The following is a 20,301-nucleotide window of genomic DNA, read 5'->3' as shown; positions in this document are numbered from 1 at the left end:
GACAGGAACGGAACCTTGAAACAATTCATTCTCGAAGCACCGGGTCGTCTCGTGGAACGTGACGTACCTATCCCAGAACTCGCTGCGGGCGATGTGCTCTTGAAGACAGCCGCACTGACCCTCTGCGGGTCCGACGTGCGTATTTACACCGGCGAGAAGACCGGCGGAGTGGAATGGCCGGTCGTGATAGGACATGAGTTCACAGGACATGTCGTTGAGGTGGGAGGCTCTGAGGAATCGCATCTTATCGGGAAGTTTTTCTCAGTCGTTCCTTGGATTGTCTGCCGAAAGTGCACAGCGTGTCTTAACGGGCAAACGAACCTGTGCCCGAACGTGAAAATTTTCGGGTACCAGCTCCCTGGTGCCATGTCTGAGTTCGTGCGCATTCCCAAAGAAGCGGTCGCAAACGGCAACTTGATTGAACTGCCAGAGAATCTTCCACCAGAAGTCGGGGCGCTCAGCGAGCCATTGTCATGCGTATTTCATGGACATCTTCGATGCAACATTAAGGTCGGCGAAACAGTACTCATCCTTGGAGGAGGCCCAATTGGCCTGCTTCACACCAAGCTTGCACTTAGAGCTGGCGCGGGGCAGGTAATTGTGAGCGAGCCAGATCCGGCGCGAGCGACAACTCTTCGTCAAGCTGGTGCCTCCAGCGTGATCAACCCCTTGGAGACAGATGTAGCAGCGTTCGTGCAGGAGGCGACGAACAACGAAGGAGCCGACGTAAGCATTATTTGTATCGGACGAACGGAGTTGGCGAATGAGGCAATCTACAGCACGCGTCCTGGCGGCGTGATCAACCTATTCGCGGGCTTTGGCCATGCGGGGATCGGTGAGCTTGACCTCAACGCCATCCACTACAACCAACTCGACGTCATTGGCAATGCTGACGCGACCCTTGGAGAGTTCAGAACGGCCGCTCGGCTCATCGCTAACGGGGAGGTCGAGGTCGTCTCGATGCTGACCCACAGGTACTCGCTATCGGACGCCCAAGCAGCAATCGACATGGCCGCATCCGGAAAGGGCATCAAAGTTGCAGTACTTCCCGATTCGGAGTTCTAGCTATGGCTGCCTCTACGAAGAACATTGAAACCGGTGTCACCCTTGGTATTGATATAGGCACATCCGGCACAAAGCTGGTTTGCGTCGACAGGCACGGGCGAGTTCAGTTCGAACTCAGTTCTGAGCACGCAACAGAGTACCCGGCGCCCGGCTGGGCGGAACAGGACGCCGACGACGTATGGTGGCGGCCCACAGCCAGGCTTATTCGCTCCGCAACGGAGCGTGTGGATGGACAGATCCTTGCGGTGGGCGTAAGCGGGCTCGGCCCGTGTCTGCTTCCCGTCGACAGCCGTGGCCAACCATTGCGTAAAGGCATCCTGTACGGGGTGGACAACCGCTCAGCGGGTCAGGTGCGAGAACTCACTCGTAAATATACCGACGAAACGCTTCAGAATTTGTGCTCACATTCGCTCAGTTCTGAATCAGTCGGTCCCAAGATCGCATGGGTGCAGGAAGAAGAACCGGCGATCTGGCGTGAGACTAAGCAACTCCACACCTCCCATACGCACGTCGTTCACCGGCTAACCGGCGCGTACGTCCTCGATCACACATCTGCGAGTCTCTGGGATCCCCTTTACAACCCGTGGAATAACGATTGGAATTTTCAATTGGTTCGCGAGTTCGGTGTGGAGCACTTGCTGCCTGATCTCAAGTGGCCGAATGAAATAGTCGGCTACATCCATTCGAACGCTGCGAGGATCACCGGCCTTGCAGAAGGAACTCCGGTTATCGCGGGTGCAATCGATTTTGCTGCAGAGCTGGCAGGGATTGATGCCACAGAAGTGGGTGACGGCGCTATAACATACGGCACAACGCTCGTACTTAATATCGTCGTGGATCAGGTGGTACCTGGTAAGGAAATCTGGACTTGTGTCGGTCTCCGGCCGGGAAGACATCTTCTCGGAGGCGTGACTTCGTGCGCAGGCGCGCTAACCAGTTGGCTACGGCGTATTGCGGGCGATCCGCCATTTGAAGAGCTAATCGAACTCGCGGACTCTACGCCAATTGGCAGCAACGGTCTCCTTATCCTGCCGTATTTCTCGGGAGAACGAACCCCGATCTTCGATCCGGACGCACGAGGGGTGATTTGCGGACTCACGCTGTCGCACGGAGTGGGCGATCTATACAGGGGCGGACTAGAAGCCCAAGGCTTTGCTGCACGCCACATTCTCGAAGAACTGAAGGCTCGCGCAGGTGTAGCGCCAAAGAAGCTGATTGCGTCAGGCGGTGGCGTACGCCATCCACTCGGAATGCAGATTGTTTCCGATTGCACCGGTGTCACGCAATCGATTACATCATCCCGGTCCGGAGCTCCGTTCGGCGTCGCAATTTTGGCACACAAAGCATTGAATTCAGACTTTGAGCCAATCCCACACAGTCAGCCGATCAAAACTGTCACCCCGGATGCTGAGGCATCGACACAGTACGACGCGCTCTATGAGCAGTATCGGCAACTCGATCACAACACACGCGCTATAAATCACAGGCTTGGGCAGATGACGACCACCTAGATTAACCGCAATTTCGGTCAAAGGAGATCACATGAAAGAGCAAAACAGCAATACCGAAGCGACTGCGTTTACAGTCGAACAACGGGGCATTGACTTAGTCCCGGAGAATGAGCGACACGGCTCCCCACGAGACCTCATTTGGTTTTGGGCGGGCACCAATATGAGTGTCTTCGCTGTCGTATACGGCCCTGTCCTAATAGCAATGGGACTCTCCCTCGCTGAGGCAACCATTGCTATCATCATCGGAAACGTCGTCTCGTACGCAGTGCTCGGGCTGACAAGTCTTCAAGGGCCAAAAGTCGGAACAAGCACGATGGTCATTTCCCGTGCGGCATTCGGACCAAACGCAGCGCGGGGCTACGCGTTCCTCAATTGGATATCCATCGTTGGATTCGAAGCAATTGGACTGGCGCTAATGGTAGCGGCCGCTAAGAGCGTCTTCGGGTACTTCGACATCGAGATCGGGATGCCAGGGACAATTGCCCTCCTGATCTGTCTGGCGCTCCTTCAACTCTTGCTTCCTCGACTTGGCTATCAAGCCCTGATGCTCGTGAAGAAGTACTTCACTGCAATCTTTTTTATCGCATTCGGCGCGATCGCCATCTATATTCTTCCAAATGCGGATTACTCGAGCCTCGCAGGCGGAGGAGGACGCGCTGCGTTATTTGCGGGAATCATGCTCATGCTCGCGTCTGGCGGATTCTCCTGGGCCGGCACGGGAAGCGACTACACGCGCTACCTTCCGAAGAACACAAGTTCACGTCGCATCTGGTGGGCAGTGGTCATCGGGAACTGCATCCCCATCATTGCACTCCAAATCCTTGGTGCCGCTGTCGCATCGGTTACACCTCTCGCTGAGGACCCGATCTCAGGAATCCCATCCGCCCTGCCCGACGTGTTCTTCGTCCCCTATGTAGTCATTGCAATCCTCACTCTGCTATCCATCAACGCATCGTCAATGTACTCGTCAGGACTGAATCTGCAGACACTTGGGCTCAAAGTGCGACGCACACGCGCGGTCTTTTTCGACCTGATCGTCGGAGGAACCATCGCGTTCTTCGCGGTACTTGCTCCAACTTTCGAAGACGCCTTAGGTGTGTTCTTGTCACTGTTTGGCCTCTGGGTAGCGCCATGGGCAGGCGTGTACCTTTGCGACTGGATAGCTCGTCGGGGCAAATACGATGCCGAATCTCTGTTCCCCACTCCAACAAACAAGGGGATGTACTGGGGTATCGGCGGGGTTCGATGGTCGGCAGTTGTCGCGCAAGTAGGAGGAATGATCTTTGGCGGACTCTGGGCGGAAGTCGAGGGTGTCTTCACTGGCCCCTTAATGCAAGCGAGCGGAGGAGTGAACCTCAGCATCCCGATCGGCTTCATAATGGGCTTCCTCGTCTATCTACTGCTTGCCAAGAAGGCACCAGAGCCTGAACGGCCTGGTCTCGGACAGCTGCGGTGAAACGAGGCGAGGCTCCCAAACGACCCTGATTGCGGAGCCTCGCCCGTTCTTGTAGGGCGCTAGCTAACAGCACGGACGTAGCCATGAGCCAATTGAGGAACAGCGGTGCGGAGATCGGCAGGCTCCGGAGCATCGGCGTGTAATCCGGTTAGAGAACCCACAGGCCTCGATTCCAACACTGCTCTTTACTGAGTGACGGTGCAGTCGGTGGCACCTCGTGCGGTACTTTGCCCTCGGCAGCCTCCAGATCTCCGATAAGTTAGTTGCTCATCGCGTATTCCCGAGGATCGCGGCGAGCTTGTCGACTTTTTCAGGCCGAAATCCACTCCAGGACTTCATCCCGGGGGCTTTCACTACCGGTAGCTGCTGAAATCTCAGTTCACGAAGATCATCGGCAACGGCCTCGGTAACAGTGAGCACCTCATACGCGATCCCTTTGGCCTCGAACGCACGATAGGTCGCGTTGCACTGCACACAACCCTCGCGACTGAAGACCGTCACCTGACCTGCAGAACTACCGTTGTTATTCATGGTCTTCCTCCTGATTTTTTGCCTTGAAGGCACGATCAGTGCCGCTAAGCCAGAGAATCGGAGCGCAAGGGGACCGTGGAATACCGGACTGAGCGGAGCGAGGGAGGATATGCTGCGAAAGCCCCTTGCGTGGAGAGCCGACGGCTGTATGCTGCCGAAGGCTTCAAGGCAAAAAAAGGGGGTCGCGCACAGCGCGACTACTCCACGCCGTACTGCTTCCATACCCGAGGGCACCGGTGTAGCGGCGCTGCTTCCTGTCGAAGCTCTATCGTTCATATATTTCTCTCCCTGGCCGACTGGCGCATGGCCGGTCTATGGGAGCTTGGTGAAGGGAGCGGGTTCTGACGAGCAGATTTCGTCGAATGCTAGCTTCGCTGGCGAGATGTTCGTGATCTGTAGCTTCCACGACGATGACCATCGAGGAAATGGCCACAAGTCAGCTGAGGCCCAGTCCACTTCCGTGGGTACCGGATGGTGGTTCTATAGACGGCCCAGTATTAGGTCCCGGATCGCGCCGGATCCGTGGCATGGAACCATCCGGATCTTGGCGAGAACGCCCCGCATTGTGGTCGACCGTTGCGTCGTCGATGAGCGGGATCAGTGGACGTGGGTCAATCCAGGCACGATTCGGCTGCGGGCTACTGGTGGCGGAGGCGTTATTCCAGTCGTTGCGGTTGACGCGTGCGAAGTCGATCCGAAACCGGGCTTGCTCAGCGATATGACGCATAAACCACTGGGTCGAGCGTCCGTTTCCCTCACGGAACGGATGTGCTTGATTCATGAATGCCGCAATGACGGCGACGTTGTTCACGAAGCGGCGCCGTTCGATCACGCTCCAGTCGACCGTCTGGATGTGCTCCTGCACCTGGTGGACGAGGTCGAGAACCTCGCCGCGACAGGGCTGTGCGAACTCGGTATCCTCGTCTTTTCGCATCCTGCAGGTGCGTAGCTCGCCCGCCCATTCATAGACGTCTTGGAACAAGTGTCGATGGATCTGCTGCAGATGCTCGGTATCGAAGGTGCGATCGATCTGCACGAGCCCGGCAGCGAGCTGCTGTGCTCGCGCCGCTGTCGCCGCCCGTTCTCGGACGTCGAGACGGTGAGCATTACGCTCACCGAACTTGTTACGGAGCGTACCCTGACGGGTGGTGGTGTCGTACGTTTCGGGATAGAAGTAAGCTTCCCAAGCTTCCCAGCCCGCAGCCACGTCAGCTCGCGGGATGGTGCGCGGCTGCACGCTCCGCAGCGCGGCTCAGATAGGCGTCGAAGTCGATGCGCCCGAGGGTGAACTCCACGAGGTCTGCGACGGCCGCACGATCGGGCTCCCAACCTGAGAGGTGCTCGGTCGCGAAGACTTGACGGACGGAAGCCTGCTGCTCGCCGTCAAGTTCCTCGAACAACTCCGGCCACATTGCTACAACATTAAATCCAGCCATGTCGGCCACCCCTCCGTCTAGTGAACCATGTCGCGTGATCAAGACGTTCGACGAGAACAAAACTCGTCGCAATGAGCCTTCCCACATAATTCCTTTGCTCACACTTAGGAACACGATCTGGCAGGAACTCGGTAACACTCCAAAATGCGGGTAACAAAAGCATAACAATACGGTATGCGCTTAGGCGGTTGTCGATAGCCTCTGCTCAAACGGTAGGGTAAACTGCAAAGTTTTGTATCGCGCCCGCCCGGAACACGATAGGGGCAGTAATGAAACGTAGAAGAAATTTTAGACTCGCAGCATTAGCGTCAATGGTCGTGATCGCGGCGAGTTCTCTCGCTACCCCCGCCATGGCTGGCGATGAGCCCCCGAAACCAGATGTCCAATTATCTAACATTCAGTTCGATCAGTACGGTTTCCCCCATGTGGAAAAACTGTTAGACACTGAAGAAATGAAAGAGTTCGGGGCCACACAAACCAAGTCCGAGATTGAGGAGATAATTTCTCAAGCCAGCCCCACTCAGAACGTCCAAGTTCTACTTGACTTCGACAGTGGCGGCTACGGAGGCGCCGTTCTCGTCGATCAGTCGGCAGAAGACCAAATCGAAGAAGCGGTCCTGCGATCAGAGTCACATCCAGATCGCACAACAACGACAGTCAACCCGCCAATCGTTGCGTTTGCCGGCATTAGCACTTGCCCATACACCTCTAGCCCAAAAGGCACTTCCGATCATGGGGCTTATACGTTGCACTGGTGTGGCAGTGGGGATTGGAGCGGACCGGGAATTACTCCTTGGAACTGGTATAGAAATGGAATTTCTACTAACGCTTTGGTTGGACCGAGTAATCTGAACTGGATAGCGTGTCCCGGCAATACTACCTGCACAGTGAGCCCTGCTGGAACCCCGCTCGGATACGTGCGGTTCAGCTGAACTCAGTCCCACAGTGAAAAGGCATAATGAACAAATCATCCGTGGTCAGGATGGATTGTAAAAAATTTCCATTGTCGCGATGGCTATTAGGTGTAACTGCAATTGCGATAACTATTCTTGCAATCTGGGGAATTTCATCCTGGGCTCTAAAACAAGGTAACAGAGTTGAGGTTTTGCAGGCTTCACTAGCGCCCTGGCCTGAAGAGTTTTCCATTGGAATGGGTACAGAGACAAGGTACGACGACTTCTACTCCATTATGGTCGGAACGTCTACGGTTGCCGATCCCTCCGCGGATGAAGATCACTGCCTCATTGTTGTAATTGAGACACCTGCGCGCGGTAGTTGCGCACCGGAGCTAATCGACGCTGTTGTTACGTTCACAGTAACGCCGAGCAGCCCCAGTGCGCTGCGTGAGAAATTTCCCGATGGGGCCACTCTCAGCATCAGGTTCGACGGCAACGAGGTCACAGTCAGCCACGATATAAAATGATGATTCGCATCCCCTAAAGAAGTTACTTCCTTAGGGGATGCGTCAATTATGTCAAGCTATGAGGTAAGGGATCGCCGCACACTTGACGCGCCCACACCGAGCACGCGGCCAATAGCTTCCCAGCTCTGGTTCTCGGCACGCAGACGTTCAGCAGTGGCGATTCGCTCGGGTGTCATTACTGTCGGCCGTCCGCCAGACCTTCCTTGACTGCGCGCATACTCAAGGCCACGCAGAGTATTCTCGCGAATCGTATCAACCCGTAGCTGCGCAAAAACAGCAACTATGCCATAAAGCGCTCGCCCCATCGGTGTCGTTGTATCAATCATCGGCTCGGTAAGACTGACGATATTTACTTGTCGAGCTTCTAGGTCTTGCAACGTCTCGATCAGCATGCGCTCGCTACCAGCAAGCCGATCAAGTCGACGTACCTTGAGGGTGTCCCCCTGTCGGAGATAGTCAAGGCAGGCTAACCATTGCGGTCGGTCGGCGACACGACTGGACTCTCCATGATCAACGAACACTCGGTCGCATCCGGCGGCTCGCAGCTCAGCGGTCTGCGCGTTCGGATTCTGTTCACGTTTGGATACTCGTGCGTATCCCACGATATGTCCCATGCCGAAAACGTTACCGTCTGAGTTTCGACGCACTTTGGTTTCGGCAGGGGGTTTCGGAGGGCGCTTCTCGGCGTGTCGCCCAAGCACGGTGTCACATTCGGCATCTGGCCGAAAACGATCGTTACTGGCAGCCATTGTGAGATTCCCTTCGAGTGGCGGTGCCGTTTTCTGTGGCCTGGATGCTAGACAGCTTTGCATGCCCCGTCAAAGACGTCGGGGCCGAACCGGAGGTGCATGAATGAATATTCGCAAGGGGTCACGGATTGTCGCCGCAGTCGCGGCCGCGCTGGTACTCGGATCCGCTCCATTTGGCGCGGTTGCTGATGAGGGACCTGATGCCAGCACACAAGGTACCTGTGTTGACGTGGCGAAGCTGGCGGCACAACATGCCGAGATCGAGCCGCACGAGACCATCCAGTTCCTATGCTTTGGGAATCAGGTGGTCGTGACAGCCGATGCCGGGACACCCAATGAGGAGCGGGCCCAGGTTGAAGTGAGGTTCTCAGATGAGTCGACATCGAGTAGAAACGTGACGTCACATCCCGCCGATCCGGAAGATTCAGCGTCCACGGAGCCTCTCGCAGTCCCGTATTCCGCAGCTTCAATGGCCGTAGTGTGTGATGGCAGCGTGACGCGCACGATCAAGAGCGAGCTGCATGAGCTCATCTACGGCTGCGCGGCATACGGCGAGTACAACACGAGTAACGGCGCAATCATCTGGCAGCGCACGATCGACTGGGAGTGGAACATGTACCCAGGTAGGCCGTCAGCGCAGAACCTCTTCAAAATTATACCGTCGGCGGGAAGCCCAACGATGAGCGGATCATTCACGAGCCGCAAGCAGAACTGGATCTATACCCCAATTGAGCTTGATCGTGTGCCTTTCTCCAATGCATCATTCGCAACCACGACGACGTGGACAGGAGAGATGACGGAGGAGGGCTCGCACTCGGTGCTTATCGACAACATCCGCATCGTGGACTCAGCGAAAGGATTCAGCGGGAACTTCGACGGAGGTATCCCCAGCCACCGGTTTACCTGCAGTGTGAGTCAGAATCGCTGCTACTTCCCCAATGGGCAGGAAGCGCCACTCTGATCGTCAGATCCAACAGATGGAGTTGTACGAGACCGATATGTTCGGTGTGTCCATCTTCACGGCCATGCTGAGGGGTGCGCTCACATAGAGCGCACCCTGAAGTGCTTTTTCGGTGATGTGCACGAGGTCGAGGCGGATCAGGTCGCCCTCGATCGTGGCTCCACCCGTCAGTGTGTAGTTATCCCCGGGGCGTCCCCATACGCCGAGGGATGTTGGGAAGGCGAGCCTTGTCACAAAAGCCTCCGGGCTCACCGACCTCACAGAGCACGCTTGTGGTTTGCCATTGAAAATCTTCTCATGGGCCCAGCCGTCGTAGGTTTCGAAGTCTCCGGTGTCGAGATTATGGAGTTCATACCGCATCAGCCCCGGGTCCACCTTCATTGTGAAATGGCTCACCGGGTCTCCGCCGAACTGCCGCTCGACGGCGGCTTGAAACGGAAATGTTTCACGCCAACCGAGCATCACGGATACTGCGGCCGCGAACAGGCCGGACTCCGAGAGCCCCTCCAGGTTCCGAAGACGCTGTGGACGCTGGACTAACCGGAAGTATCCATCCATGATCCAATTGTGCTCCATAAACAGCGCTCTTTAGTCACATGGTTGTGGTGCGGTCTGTATGAGACTCCACCGACAAGATCACATTCAGCCCTGCAGCTCGAGCACGTGCGGACACGGTCATTATCTGTTCAAGAACATCAGCGACCGAGTTGTCCGGCATGACTACCGCGTTTAACGGTCCAGGGAGCGGGAGCTTGGTTGCCATACTGGTGGCCGCAGTGACCTCAGCTACGTCGTCCTCATCAACGTGGACATAGAGAGCGGTCGTGTCCAACGATGCATGTCCTAACAGAGTCTGGACAGCGCGAATGTTGGTTGTCCGCTGAAAGCCGGCATGACCGGCCCGTCTACGCAGGCTGTGCGGTGTCCAATCCGGGCCAAGCATGCGGCGCACCCACTTGTAGATCGTGCACGGATGGACATGACCGGTCCCGCTGGTCCCCGGAAAATAGTAACTGTCCGCACCTTGCTCCCGTTCCAGCTCACGTAGCGTGGCCAGTGTGTGGTCATCGAGCGGAATCCGACGAGAGTGACCGCCTTTGCCGGTCACGGTCAAGACACGTTCCAGTCGATCACGTGGATGCAGCGTTGCGATCTCTGTGCGGCGGAGCCCGAGTGTGGCTCCCAAAAGCAAGACAGCACGATCTTTCAGGGGTGCAGATCTCAGTACATCTTCAATGAGTGCATCTGGTGCCGGTGGGCGAGCAAAACGCGGAACTCGTACCACTGGCAAGCCACGCGACGGGTCGTGGATCAATCGCTCTCGTCCTGCCCATCGAAAAAACAGGCGCAAACTAGTGGCAACTTTCTTGCGGTACTCCGGTTTCCATTGGGGGTGCGCAGCGAAATACGCCGTAACATCCGCTGCGGTTACGGCTTCAAGATTGGAAACCGACCGCATGAAGCGTTCTACGTCTCCTACTCGCTGAACAATGGTGTTTGAAGCACGACCGGCAGCGACAAGTGATGCCTTATATTCCTTCAACACAGTTGTCCTCGTTCGCCAGATTCTCAAAATCTACTACTTTGGCGTGTTGAGGCGCCACTATGTCGCATATTTAGCGTAGATTTTGGGGCATGACAACCCGCGCGATCGCAACGACGGAGCAGCAACATATCTCCGTCCGAACGAACTTGCTGATGTTTCTCAACGGAAATATGAAGCTCGCTGGAGTACAGCGGATCACAGGCCTCGACTACAGGACGCTGCAGTACAAGATGCTGGAGCAGAAAAAAGGCCGATGGAAAGCATCGGACGTGAAGAAGCTTGCGGAAGCTTTCGATGTGTCGGAGGAGTGGTTGCGTGGCGAGCTGCCGATCGACCCAATCGTCTACGGCTATGCTGCTGAAAAACTTACAACTGAAAACCAAACAAACCACGAGGAATTAACTTCTTCTACCACCCCCGCGGACAAGAAAGAAGGCCCGACTCCCTCTGGCAAGAGAGTCGGACCTTCGGCACTGGTTGCGGGGGCAGGATTTGAACCTACGACCTCCGGGTTATGAGCCCGGCGAGCTACCGAACTGCTCCACCCCGCGGCACAAGACATAACTCTAGCATGGGCCTGGGGGTGCCGCGAATCGTGTGTGTGGCGTGGTTGTCTCGGGCGTGTCATGGGGCGACATGCCTCTATCGTCGTACGGCGGTGGGCGGCAGTATAGAAGCATGCTTGCTGTTGCCGTGTGCCAATTTGCCCCTACCGATGATGTTGCCGATAACCGGCAGCGTATGAGCCAGTTCACCCGCGATGCCGTGCAACGCGGTGCGCAGCTGGTGGTTTTTCCGGAATACAGCAACTTTTTTGTTAATCCCATCGATGGGAGGCTCGCACAGAATGCCGAACCGCTCGATGGTCCTTTTGTGCAGCACCTGCAGCAGCTGGCGGGCGAGCACGCCGTCACGATTGTTGCCGGTCTCATTGAAGTAGCGCAGAATTCGGGTGCGGGCGGTGGCGACCAGCATCCGGCTCGCGTGCACAATACGGCTGTTGCGGTCACTGCCGACGGTGTTGTTGCCACCCACCGCAAACAGCATTTGTACGATGCTTTTGGGCAGCGCGAATCGCAGTGGATTGCGCCCGGCCCCCTCACAACGCCCGAAACTTTTGTGGTCGCGGGCTTCACGATTGGCGTGATGACGTGTTACGACCTGCGTTTTCCTGAGGTCGCACGAACCCTCACCGATGCGGGCGCCGACGTATTTATTGTGCCGGCGGAATGGGTGCGTGGTCCTCTCAAAGAACACCACTGGCAGACGCTGTTGGCGGCGCGCGCGATTGAAAACACCGCCTATGTTGTGGCCGCCGACCACCCGACGCCCATTGGCGTGGGGCACTCTGCCGTGGTCGATCCGCAGGGTGTGACGATCGCCGCCGTCAGCACGCACGAAGGTATTGCGCTGGCCCACCTCGACACGTCAGAGATCGCGCGTGTGCGCGAGGTCAATCCGGCGCTGCGACTACGGCGCTACCGGGTGAGCCCCATGATGCGCCGGGCATAAATATTCCCGCGACAGAATGTTCCGGATGCTGGCGCCCACCGCCAACGTCGCACCACAGGCCGCCCGTGCTAGGCGCGTCTCATCCCGCTCAGCCGGCGCATGGCTTCATCGATCACCTCGGCAGACTTGCACGCGGCAAAACGGACGAGGCTCGCGTAGAGATGGCGGTTGCGCTCGGTGACGAACGCGGTGAGCGGTATCGCCGCAACCCCCATACGTTCGGGCAGTGCACGACAGAAAGTATCGGCATCGGTGCCGCCCACCCCAGCTGCATCGGTGACGGTAAAGTACCCACCCTGGGGAGCATAAACAGTAAAACCAGCAGCGGTAAGGCCGTCGTGCAGCATCCGGTGTTTGCTGATCATCTGTTCGCGAGCGGCAGCAAAAAAGGCGTCGTCAAGCCCCAGCCCCACCGCGACGGCCTGCTGAAACGGCGTGCCATTGGTGTAGGTCAAAAACTGTTTTACGGTGAGCACGGCGGTAATGAGTGGGGCGGGCCCGTGGATCCACCCGATTTTCCAGCCGGTGACCGAGAACGTTTTACCGGCCGAAGAAATCGTGAGGGTGCGTTCGGCTGCACCCGGCAGGGTCGCCAGGGGCACGTGCGGGCCGGTAAACGTGAGGTGTTCATACACTTCGTCGGTGACAATAATGGCGTCGTGGCGGTGCGCGAGTTCAACAATGAGCTCCTGCGTGGCGCGATCAAACACCGTACCGGTGGGGTTGTGTGGGTCGTTGACAAGAATGATGCGGGTGCGGTCGGTGACAGCGGCAGCGAGCTCATCATGATCGGGCTGAAAATCGGGCAACCGCAGCGGCACCGTACGCAGAGTTGCGCCAGCCAGCGCGACAACCGCAGCGTACGAGTCGTAGAACGGCTCGAACACCACCACTTCGTCGTGGGGCGAATCAATGAGCGCCAGCAGTGTCGCCGCAATAGCCTCGGTGGCGCCGGCCGTCACAACAATCTCACGTTCCGGATCTAGTGGCAGCCCATAAAATCGCTGCTGATGCTGCGCAATCGCCTGCAACAGCCCCGCCTCGCCGCGACCCGGCGCATACTGGTTGTGCCCGCGGGCAATAGCAGACCGCGCGGCCTCGAGGACTTCGGCCGGGGCCGCAGCATCCGGAAACCCCTGACCCAGGTTTGCCGCCCCCGTTCGGGCCGCGAGCGCTGAAATCTCTGCGAAAATAGTGGATGCGACGTTGCCATCCGGCGAAAGTAAACCTGCTCCGGCGGCTGTGCGCCGCCATGCTCCCGTGACGATTCCCATGCGGCCCAGGGTAATGGCTAAGCAGACATTCATCGCAGACATAAGAAATACACAGACTCCAGCGTCACTGTGAAAGTGTCCGATGTGAAGGAGCACCATGAACGACCAAAATTTTCATCCTGACCACGCCACAGGTGCCGGTCACGATATGCCCACTGTGTTCTCGAGTGCACCCGCGGCGCAGCCCACGAACCCGGCGCAGCCCACGAACCCGGCGCAGCCCACTGATCCTGTGCACGCCATTTTTGCGCCACCGTCGGGTGCGGTGCCGAATGCACAGCCGCAGGCGCAATCGAATGCACAACCGGATGCCGGCGGCCCCACGGTGCCGCTGAGCAGCTTTGGGCTTGCCGCAGAGCAGTCTCAGCACGCTCAGCACCCGGAGCACTCTCAGTCCCAGCAGCCGACGGCTCGTCGTGGCGGTACGAAGGCTGCTGCGCTGTTGCTGGCGGCCGCGCTCTTGGGTGGTGGTGCCGGTTATGGCGGTTCGGCTTTGCACGCAATGTTGACCGACAGTGGTTCGTCGACCTCGGCGAGCGGCCCGGGCACGGTCACGGTGAATAACCCTGATTCGGTCGAGGCTGCTACGGCGATCGCTGCTAAGGCGGTGCCTTCTGTAGTGACGATTGAGGTCTCCAGTCGCACGAGCGGCGGGAGTGGTTCGGGTGTTGTGCTCGATAACGAGGGTCACGTGCTGACGAATGCGCATGTGGTGACTCTCGACGGTGGGGTGGCCGAGCCGAATATTCGTGTGACGACCTCGGATGGCCGCATTGTTGATGCCACGGTGGTGGGCGTTGACCCCATTTATGATCTGGCTGTACTCAAGCTGGCCGATGCTTCGGGTTTGACGCCGATTGAATTTGCTGACTCGTCGGCGCTGAATGTCGGCGCAACGACGGTGGCAGTGGGTGCACCCCTGGGACTGTCGAACTCAGTGACAACCGGTGTCGTGAGCGCGTTGAACCGGAGTATTGAGATTGCTTCGGCGGCGGCTCCCGAAGGATCGGGAGACGAGAATGATGGTGATGAGCAGGGCGAGGGTGAACGGCCGTTCCTGTTTGACCTTCCGGGGCAGCGCCCCGGGGCAGCAACAGCGAATGAGACGATCTCGATCGCTGTGATCCAGACGGATGCCGCTATTAACCCCGGTAACTCGGGCGGTGCTCTCGTGAACGATAAGGGCGAGCTGATCGGCATTAACGTGGCGATTGCTACAGCGGGTAATTCGCAGAATGATTCCGGTTCGATCGGTGTTGGTTTTGCTATTCCGTCGAATGTTGCTCAGCGTGTGGCGAATGAAATCATTGATACGGGCGAGGCTTCGCATGGTCTGCTGGGTGCCATGGTGCGTTCGGCAAGTACGGTGAAGGGCGCATCGGTGGTGGGCGCTCACATTGCCGAGGTCACACCGGGCGGGCCTGCCGAAGAAGCAGGGCTCCGTGACGGTGACACGGTGACGGAGTTTAACGGCGCACCGATTACGAGCGCTGCGGATTTGACCGCTCAGGTGCGCGCTGCAGCAGCGGCGAGTGAGGCGACCGTGACGTTTGTGCGCAATGGGCGCACGCAAACCGTGACGGCAACGCTCGGAGCACTGTAGTAACAGTCCGTGTGCGGCCGGGCTGTGTTGCCCGCCCATCAGAGCGCGATAGGCTCCCACCGTGGCGTCGTTCTCTTTTCGGGCGGGCAATGCAGCAAAGCTCGCACGCGTACCCCTGTACATTGCGGGTAGGGCTGCCACGGGCCTGATACCGCGCACCGACAGGTGGGTTTTTGGTTGCGCCGTGGGTGTGGCCGACGGCGCTTTAGCACTGTGGAAGACAGCTCACGCGCATGGTCACGATTCTGTGTGGCTGGTGGCGTCGAGCACGGAGCAGCAGCAGGCTGCACAGCACGGCATCCGCACTGTGCGCAAAAATTCGTGGGCAGGCTGGTGGGCAACGGCCCGCGCCGGAGTCATTGTTGTTACGCATGGCCTCGGCGACGTGAACCGTTTTGGTACCGGCCGCGGTTTTATTGTGCAGCTATGGCACGGTATTCCGCTAAAAAAGATCGGCCTCGACTCTGCTGTCACCGTCGATGTGCCCATACTTTCTCGTTTTCGGTGGGCACGTGCGGCGATGGCCACGCTGTATCGCCGCACGCAGGCGGCTATTCGTATTCTTCCGGCGGCATCGCATCGCGCTCGCGGCCGTTTAGAGTCGGCTTTTGGTTTGCCGTATGGGCGCGTGGTGGTAACGGGTGAGCCGCGGGTCGATGTGCTTTCGGCGGGGTCGCGTGACAAACGTCGTACAACTGCGCAAAAACTATTGCAGCGGGCGGTGCCGCAGGCGTCGCAGCAGCGCGCACGCAGGGTGCTGTATGCGCCCACGTGGCGTGACGGGCAGATTGATCCGGCTGTGCCGAATGCGGGGGAGTGGCAGCGGATCGCTGCGTTCTTCCAGCAGCATGATGCGCAGCTGTTTATTCGCCCGCATCCGCTGGGTCGTGGTGATTATGAGTCGGCGCTGCCGCTGCCGGGGGTGCACATGCTGGGTTCGGATGCCGCCCCCGACGTCACGGTGTTGCTGGCGGCTTTCGATGCGGTGGTCACCGATTATTCTTCGCTGCTGTACGACGCGGGGCTATTGGCAACTCCGGTGGTGTGTTTTGCTCCGGATGCCGAAACCTATGCCGCCACTCGCGGCCTGTATGGAACACTCGCCGAGGTGTTGGCGGGTCGTGAGCCTGCGCGTTCGTGGCACGACGTGTTGGCAACTCTGCAGACGCTGTGGAGCGAGCCTTCGATAGAGGCAGAATATGCACGGGATTCTGCCGAGCTCAGCGCCCATATGCACGCGTTTCGTGACGGTAAAAATACCGAGCGTTTATATCGCGTGATCGTGTCGCGTTACGGTAGTGCTGTACAGTCGCCTGCGCGGTGGCTGTCGAGTCGCCGTCGACTCACAGCGAGAGGAACAGCATGACGAGCGTTCGCGTGGATGAAGAGAGCGCGTCGATCATTGTGTCGGGCGTGGGCGCGCGCCCGGACTGGGCTGTGTTAGAGGGGCCACGGGCACGCGTTGAAGCGAAATTGACCGGTCGTGGCAAGACATGGCGCGCTCTTTTTGTTTTGCGCGCTGCACGCTGGGGCGGGCCGGAGCTGCCGCTGCCTTCGGGTTCGTATCGTCTGGCGATCGCGGGCGTCGATCTCGCCGCCGAAAATACTGCTGTCGATGCGCTTTTACCCTCGCTGCTTGTGACTGTGCGCGGCGACGACGTGACAATTTCGCCGCCGATTGATCCTCGTTTGGCGTCGGCCGATGGACAGCGCACGCTCGAAGCCCGGTATGGCTGGCAGGCAGGGGCTACCGAAAATGCTGTATTTTTCGAAAGCTTTTATGGTTTTTCTACCGGATGCAACCCCCAGGCGCTCGACCGTGAAATAGCCCGGCGTGCACCCGAGATCACGCGCTACTGGAGTGTGACCGACTATTCGGTGCCCGTACCCGAGGGTGCTGTTGCCGTTGTTGAGGGTTCGGCGCAGTGGTGGAGGGCGCGCAGTGAGTCACGTCTGCTGATCGTCAACGACTGGCTGCGACGCCGGTATGTGCGTAAAAAGGGTCAGCGCGTGCTGCAAACCTGGCATGGTACGCCGCTCAAACGGCTGGCTCTGCACCGCCCCGGGTTTGATCCGCGGCGTATGGTGGCCGTCATTCGTGAGTCGCGTCGCTGGGATATTTTGCTCGCCCAAAACGCCTACGCTGCTCGCATTCTGCAAAAGGCATATGCGTTTTTTCGCAGAACACTGTGGGTTGAGGGGTATCCGCGTAACGATGTTCTTGTGACGGGTACTGCTGATGGTACTGCGGCTGCTGTGCGCCAGTCGCTGGGCATCGGAGCCGAGGAGCGCGTGGTGATGTATGCGCCCACGTGGCGTGATGACCGTACCGAAATCGTCGACTTTATCGACCTCGAAAAACTCGCCCGCGACACGGATGCTGTTGTGCTCGTGCGCGGCCATTCACGAACCCTTACGCACGGCAAAGACCAGTCGGGTGCGCGGGTCATTGATGTCACTGGTTTTTCTGACACGTCGCTGCTGCTACTCATTGCCGATGCGTTGATCACCGACTACTCCTCGGTGATGTTCGATTTCAGCGTTACCGGCAGGCCGCTATATTTTTTGGTTCCCGATCTTGAGCACTACCGCGGCGAACTGCGAGGTTTCTACTTTGATTTGAGCGAGAGAGCGCCGGGCCCCCTTGTGAGCACTCAGAATGAGTTGACCGAGGCTCTCAACGACCCGGCTGTCAGTCAGAACTTTGCGCAGAAGTATGCCGCGTGGCGCGCGCAGTTTAACTCGCTCGATGATGGCCAGGCGGCCTCACGCGTGGTTGATCGCCTCTTTGACCAGGGCTATCTGCGTCGCTAGGGCGCTGCGAGCGCACACAAAGCTATGGCAGGGGAGTGTTGCGGGTGCCGAGCCTGGAAGCATCGACGGTGTCGTGCGCGCCGTGCATAACGCCGATAAGAAAACCGCACCCCCACGACAGGTGCATGGTGGGCAGCACCGCGAGGGTCCATAGGCGACCACGCAGACCCCGGCGTACGGCGTGGGCACCAGCATCCGGAACACACGCGGTGGCGGCGATAAGCAGCACATACAGCGCCAACGGAACATAAACAATGCTTGACCACAGCAACCAGGGCCCAGAAAACAGCCCTGTCATCTGCGCTATTGCCACCGCAACAGCAATAATGAGCGCGACAAACAGCAGGGGCGGGGCAAAAAACCGGATGCTGTTGCTACGCCCATAGCGGCGAACAAGTTCGCCGCGCCACGTACCCGTGGCCCGAAACTGTCGTGCCAGTCGCAGCGGACTCTCACGAGGCCAGTACGTGACCGAAAGAGCCGGATCAAACCACACCCGAAACCCCGCCTGTCGCAGCCGCAGATTGAGCTCCCAGTCTTCGCCTCGGCGCACCGACTCATCAAAGAGTCCGACGCTCTCAATGGCTTCGCGCCGCATCACCCCGAGGTACGCGGATTCTGCTTCTTGCTCTTCATCACCACCGTGATACGCACCACCACCGAGTCCGACGCGCGAGTTATAGGCCCATGCTGCCGCCCGTTGAAACGGGTTGCGCCCCTGCGCGTGCATAATACCGCCGACGTTGGCAGCGCCCGTGCGATGGAGAGTCTCGATCGCCTGCACCGTGTACCCGGGAGCAAGCTCGGAATGTGCATCGACGCGCACGATGATGGGATGCTTGCTGGCACGAATGGCCAGGTTTAAACCCACCGGAATATGTGCCTGCGGGTTATAGACAACCCGTACGCGTGGGTCGGCTGCAGCAATGCGTTCAGCCAACTCCGTTGTGCCATCACTCGACGGACCCAGCGCCAAAATGAGCTCGGAAGCACCAGGAACCTCTTGCTGCAATACCGATGCCACTGCGGTTTCGAGGTAATCGAGTTCGTTCAGCACCGGCATCACGAATGACACTGCATCTGCACCGTGGCGGTTGGGCTTCACCCTGTGATCATCCCATGCCAAGCAGATACGAAGCTGAGTCACGACAGGCCTCGGTAATCTAAAGGGATGGGTGTGATGTCGGATGCACGAAAGTCGTATGACCTGTTACGACGCGCTTTACAATCGCGATCGGCAGTGCAAAGGGTCAGGCGGCAATTAGCAGCCCTCCCGCGGCACAGTCCCGGCGAATACGTGATCGGCGTTTATTTTGCCGACGGCGCGGTGAACATTTATCAACTGCGCCAGTGGTATCGACCGCTACAAGAATTGGCACGTCACTGGCCTGTTGTGCTGATTGCACGGTCGGCGACCGGCGCCGAACTGCTGCTCAAAGAAAGCGGACTCCCGGTAACCTTCGTGCCCACCGTGCGTGACGTCGAACGCTTTGTTGCCCAGCAGCCGCTGAAGGTTGTGCTGTACGTCAACCAAAACACCCGCAACTTTCAAATGTTTCGTTATGCACGCCGCTGGCACGTATTTATCAACCACGGCGAGTCCGACAAGATGTATATGACCACGAACCAGTACAAGGCCTATGACTATGCCTTTATTGCTGGTCAGGCCGCTCGCGATCGCCTGAGCCGTGTGCTGTGGAATTACGACCTCGATACGCGCACACGCGAGATCGGACGACCGCAGGCCGATCATTACTCGGGAGCGCTGCCCTATGAGCCCGACGACCGAACCGTGGTGCTGTACGCCCCGACGTGGGAGGGCGACCGCCCGCAAGCACACTATGGTTCGATCGGTACACATGGCGAAGCTCTCGTGCGCGAACTGTTGGCAACGGGCAAGCACCGCATTATTTATCGCCCGCACCCGCGCTCGGGCGTTGTGCGGCCCGAGTACGGAGCCGCTAACCAGAGGATTATTTCGGCGCTCGCTGCCGCGAACAAGACCGACCCCGCAGCGGCGCATGTCTACGATGACGGACCCGATTTGGGGTGGCAGTTAGCAGCAGCCGACGTAGCCATTGTCGATATCTCTGCCATGATCTATGACCGCCTGGCAACAGGAAAGCCGCTGATGGTAACTATGCCGAGCGATAAAAATGCTGTCGTTGACACAGGAGGATATTTATCGGCCTGCGAGTGGCTTCACGCTGATGCTGCCACTAGCATCGTCGACGAGGTGGCCCGCGTACGCGATGACACCCGTGCAGTCGAACGGCTACGTTACTGGGCGACGCACTATTTCGGCGACACGAGTCCGGGCGCGGCGACAGCAAAGTTTCACGGTGCAATCGAGGAGCTTTTGCACGAGTGGGATCGCTGGCATGCGCACGAGAACGGTCAGTCATACGGCATGCGGTAGG

18 protein-coding genes and 1 tRNA gene are annotated in these 20,301 nt (G+C 58.4%); 10 read left to right on the top strand and 9 right to left on the bottom strand.

Annotation, left to right across the window (positions count from 1 at the left end; translation table 11 throughout):
• Positions 1 to 15: 15 nt before the first annotated feature.
• From ACQUSW_RS12355 to ACQUSW_RS12345, 3 genes are read left to right on the top strand one after another with little or no spacing between them, the layout of a single operon-like run.
• Positions 16 to 1,065, top strand: coding sequence for an alcohol dehydrogenase catalytic domain-containing protein (locus ACQUSW_RS12355; protein ID WP_428932607.1), 1,050 nt, complete (start codon positions 16 to 18; stop codon positions 1,063 to 1,065).
• Between the two features lie 2 nt (positions 1,066 to 1,067).
• A complete protein-coding gene (locus ACQUSW_RS12350; protein ID WP_428932606.1) occupies positions 1,068 to 2,576 on the top strand; it encodes an FGGY-family carbohydrate kinase in 1,509 nt (502 codons plus the stop codon).
• Between the two features lie 31 nt (positions 2,577 to 2,607).
• On the top strand, positions 2,608 to 4,032 hold the full coding sequence (locus ACQUSW_RS12345) for a purine-cytosine permease family protein (protein ID WP_428932605.1): 1,425 nt from the start codon (positions 2,608 to 2,610) through the stop codon (positions 4,030 to 4,032).
• Between the two features lie 267 nt (positions 4,033 to 4,299).
• On the opposite strand, the gene ACQUSW_RS12340 is transcribed toward ACQUSW_RS12345, so the two are convergent.
• The 3 genes from ACQUSW_RS12340 to ACQUSW_RS12330 form a co-directional block, all read right to left on the bottom strand.
• Positions 4,300 to 4,563 (bottom strand): glutaredoxin domain-containing protein, encoded by a 264-nt coding sequence (locus ACQUSW_RS12340; protein ID WP_428932604.1) that lies wholly within the window; start codon positions 4,561 to 4,563, stop codon positions 4,300 to 4,302.
• Between the two features lie 436 nt (positions 4,564 to 4,999).
• On the bottom strand, positions 5,000 to 5,770 hold the full coding sequence (locus tag ACQUSW_RS12335) for a Fic/DOC family protein (RefSeq protein WP_428932603.1): 771 nt from the start codon (positions 5,768 to 5,770) through the stop codon (positions 5,000 to 5,002).
• A 1-nt stretch (position 5,771) separates the two neighbouring features.
• Entirely contained in the window at positions 5,772 to 5,999 is a 228-nt protein-coding gene (locus ACQUSW_RS12330) for a hypothetical protein (RefSeq protein WP_428932602.1), read from the bottom strand.
• Positions 6,000 to 6,957: 958 nt separating this feature from the next.
• Here ACQUSW_RS12330 and ACQUSW_RS12325 point away from each other — a divergent pair.
• Positions 6,958 to 7,422: a hypothetical protein gene (locus ACQUSW_RS12325; RefSeq protein ID WP_428932601.1), complete on the top strand. Its 465-nt coding sequence runs from the start codon at positions 6,958 to 6,960 to the stop codon at positions 7,420 to 7,422.
• Between the two features lie 56 nt (positions 7,423 to 7,478).
• Here ACQUSW_RS12325 and ACQUSW_RS12320 read toward each other — a convergent pair whose 3' ends face one another.
• Entirely contained in the window at positions 7,479 to 8,036 is a 558-nt protein-coding gene (locus ACQUSW_RS12320) for a recombinase family protein (protein WP_428932600.1), read from the bottom strand.
• Between the two features lie 238 nt (positions 8,037 to 8,274).
• Between ACQUSW_RS12320 and ACQUSW_RS12315 the strand changes: the two genes are divergently transcribed.
• Positions 8,275 to 9,132, top strand: coding sequence for a hypothetical protein (locus ACQUSW_RS12315; RefSeq protein WP_428932599.1), 858 nt, complete (start codon positions 8,275 to 8,277; stop codon positions 9,130 to 9,132).
• A 3-nt stretch (positions 9,133 to 9,135) separates the two neighbouring features.
• On the opposite strand, the gene ACQUSW_RS12310 is transcribed toward ACQUSW_RS12315, so the two are convergent.
• The 3 genes from ACQUSW_RS12310 to ACQUSW_RS12300 all read right to left on the bottom strand — a co-directional run bounded on the left by ACQUSW_RS12310 (position 9,136) and on the right by ACQUSW_RS12300 (position 11,229).
• Positions 9,136 to 9,708 carry a hypothetical protein gene (locus ACQUSW_RS12310; protein WP_428932598.1) on the bottom strand — a complete coding sequence of 191 codons (573 nt, stop codon included), beginning with the start codon at positions 9,706 to 9,708 and terminating at the stop codon, positions 9,136 to 9,138.
• Positions 9,709 to 9,724: 16 nt separating this feature from the next.
• Positions 9,725 to 10,678, bottom strand: a complete 954-nt coding sequence (locus tag ACQUSW_RS12305) for a tyrosine-type recombinase/integrase (protein WP_428932597.1) — start codon at positions 10,676 to 10,678, stop codon at positions 9,725 to 9,727.
• 474 nt (positions 10,679 to 11,152) lie between these two features.
• A tRNA-Met gene (locus ACQUSW_RS12300) sits at positions 11,153 to 11,229 on the bottom strand.
• A gap of 127 nt (positions 11,230 to 11,356) precedes the next feature.
• On the opposite strand from ACQUSW_RS12300, the gene ACQUSW_RS12295 reads away from it, so the two are divergent.
• Positions 11,357 to 12,190: a carbon-nitrogen hydrolase family protein gene (locus ACQUSW_RS12295; RefSeq protein ID WP_428932596.1), complete on the top strand. Its 834-nt coding sequence runs from the start codon at positions 11,357 to 11,359 to the stop codon at positions 12,188 to 12,190.
• A 68-nt stretch (positions 12,191 to 12,258) separates the two neighbouring features.
• Here the strand turns inward: ACQUSW_RS12295 and ACQUSW_RS12290 are convergent, their stop codons facing one another.
• The gene (locus ACQUSW_RS12290) at positions 12,259 to 13,464 is read right to left on the bottom strand and encodes an aminotransferase class I/II-fold pyridoxal phosphate-dependent enzyme (protein ID WP_428932595.1); all 1,206 of its coding nucleotides are present in this window, start codon (positions 13,462 to 13,464) and stop codon (positions 12,259 to 12,261) included.
• Between the two features lie 97 nt (positions 13,465 to 13,561).
• Here ACQUSW_RS12290 and ACQUSW_RS12285 point away from each other — a divergent pair, with 97 nt between their 5' ends.
• The 3 genes from ACQUSW_RS12285 (at position 13,562) to ACQUSW_RS12275 (ending at position 17,881) form a co-directional block, all read left to right on the top strand.
• The gene (locus ACQUSW_RS12285) at positions 13,562 to 15,067 is read left to right on the top strand and encodes a trypsin-like peptidase domain-containing protein (RefSeq protein WP_428932594.1); all 1,506 of its coding nucleotides are present in this window, start codon (positions 13,562 to 13,564) and stop codon (positions 15,065 to 15,067) included.
• Between the two features lie 61 nt (positions 15,068 to 15,128).
• Positions 15,129 to 16,433: a CDP-glycerol glycerophosphotransferase family protein gene (locus ACQUSW_RS12280; protein ID WP_428932593.1), complete on the top strand. Its 1,305-nt coding sequence runs from the start codon at positions 15,129 to 15,131 to the stop codon at positions 16,431 to 16,433.
• A complete protein-coding gene (locus tag ACQUSW_RS12275; protein ID WP_428932592.1) occupies positions 16,430 to 17,881 on the top strand; it encodes a CDP-glycerol glycerophosphotransferase family protein in 1,452 nt (483 codons plus the stop codon). Before ACQUSW_RS12280 ends, ACQUSW_RS12275 begins: the two co-directional genes overlap by 4 nt.
• Positions 17,882 to 17,903: 22 nt before the next feature.
• Here the strand turns inward: ACQUSW_RS12275 and ACQUSW_RS12270 are convergent, their stop codons facing one another.
• Positions 17,904 to 18,944 carry a glycosyltransferase family 2 protein gene (locus ACQUSW_RS12270; protein ID WP_428932629.1) on the bottom strand — a complete coding sequence of 347 codons (1,041 nt, stop codon included), beginning with the start codon at positions 18,942 to 18,944 and terminating at the stop codon, positions 17,904 to 17,906.
• 108 nt (positions 18,945 to 19,052) lie between these two features.
• Here ACQUSW_RS12270 and ACQUSW_RS12265 point away from each other — a divergent pair, with 108 nt between their 5' ends.
• Positions 19,053 to 20,300, top strand: coding sequence for a CDP-glycerol glycerophosphotransferase family protein (locus tag ACQUSW_RS12265; RefSeq protein WP_428932591.1), 1,248 nt, complete (start codon positions 19,053 to 19,055; stop codon positions 20,298 to 20,300).
• Position 20,301: the final 1 nt, after the last annotated feature.

Source organism: Microbacterium luticellae (genome assembly GCF_050408645.1).
In the GTDB taxonomy this organism is placed as follows: domain Bacteria; phylum Actinomycetota; class Actinomycetes; order Actinomycetales; family Microbacteriaceae; genus Microbacterium.
Note: the sequence above shows the minus strand (reverse complement) of the source record. Positions and strands in the feature narration are given on the sequence as shown.